This is a genomic window from Flavobacterium sp. J49 (assembly GCF_011742145.1).
Lineage (GTDB): Bacteria > Bacteroidota > Bacteroidia > Flavobacteriales > Flavobacteriaceae > Flavobacterium.
In genome coordinates this window covers 1-1740 of the sequence record NZ_JAAQQU010000086.1, presented here as the reverse complement: position 1 = coordinate 1740, position 1740 = coordinate 1, and the positions used below count along the sequence as shown (strand labels likewise).

Below are 1740 nucleotides of genomic sequence, written 5' to 3'. Positions count from 1 at the left end.
GCTACTCCTGAGTTTGCTCAGGCTACTGCCACTGACGCTTGTGGTTCTGGAGCTACTTTGACTTTTGTAGACAATACAACTAATGGTGCTTGTGCCGGTTCGTATTCTGTAACCAGAACTTGGACCGCTACCGATGCTTGTGGAAATGCTTCTACAGCAACTCAAACCATTACTGTTCAAGACAACTCTGCTCCTGTTTTTGAAGCCTTACCAGCTACTTCAACTATAGAGTGTCCTGCTACACCTTCATTTGCTACAGCTACTGCAACAGATGCTTGTGGTTCAGGTGTTACCTTGACTTTTGCTGACAATACCGTAAATGGTAACTGTGCCGGTAATTATTCTGTAACCAGAACTTGGACCGCTACTGATGCTTGTGGAAATACTGCTTCAGCTTCTCAAACTATTAATGTTCAAGATAACACGGCTCCAACATTTACCGTTCCTGCCAATGTAACAATCAACGCAGGTGCAAACTGTGCTATTGATACTAATCCGGGAACAACAGGAACAGTGACTAATATTTCTGATGCTTGTGATGCTAATCCAACTGTAACTTATACCGATTCTGACTGTTTCGGTAATGATAATGATGCATCAATTAATGCCGGAAATGGAAACTACTTCTACTTTGATGTAACAGGGTTTGATAATCTAACCGCAAAAGACATTGAAAAAGTAGCTTTATCTTTTGAAACTAATCAAGGAAAAGGAAGAGCTGAATTTACTTTGGTTGCCCCTAATGGAACTGCTGTAATTTTGGTTGGACCATATTGTACCGGTGGTGCTTGTGAAGATCCTAATTCTAATGATCAGGAATTATATTTACCTGTATTCTATCCGAATAGCTCAGGATATACCCAATGGAACAACAATAATGTTGTAACTCAGAATATTCCGCAAAACTTTACACCTAATGGTGCATTATCATCCCCTAATACGGTTACCGGATTAACTTCTTATGTTTCTAGTTTTGAGAATTTAACCGGACCTATGAATGGTACTTGGTTTATTTTCTCAAGGAAACAAGCTAGTGTTAATGGAAGTATCGAATTCAATAGTGTTTGTTTAACTCCTTCAAACATTTGTGAAAGCAATAGAGTTATTACAAGAACTTGGACTGTAACTGACGAATGTGGTAATGCTGCTTCAGCTTCTCAAACTATAAACGTACAAGACGTAACTGCTCCGGTTATTGCTGCTTTACCTGCCACTTCAACTATCAACTGTCCGGCTACACCTGAGTTCGCTCAAGCTACTGCGACCGACAATTGTGACGCTGATGTTACCTTGACATTTGTAGACACAACAACTAATGGTAATTGTGCAGGTTCTTATTCTGTAACCAGAACTTGGACAGCTACTGACGCTTGTGGAAATACTGCTTCAGCTTCTCAAACTATTAACGTACAAGACGTAACGGCTCCGGTTATCGCAGCGTTACCTGCCACTTCAACTATCTCTTGTCCGGCTGCGCCTGAGTTCGCTCAAGCTACTGCTACTGATGAGTGTGGTTCTGCTTTCGAATTGACTTTCGAAGATGTAACTACTAATGGTAATTGTGCAGGTTCTTACTCTGTAACCAGAACTTGGACTGCTACTGATGCTTGTGGAAATGCTTCTACAGCTTCACAAACTATAAATATACAAGACGTAACGGCTCCGGTTATCGCAGCGTTACCTGCCACTTCAACTATCTCTTGTCCGGCTGCGCCTGAGTTCGCTCAAGCTACTGCTACT

The 1740-nt window shown here is 41.4% G+C and carries 1 protein-coding gene; it reads left to right on the top strand.

Annotated elements, in window-relative coordinates:
* A partial coding sequence (locus tag HA632_RS02180) for a PKD domain-containing protein (RefSeq protein ID WP_369597748.1) occupies positions 1-1740 on the top strand: 1740 nt, incomplete at both ends.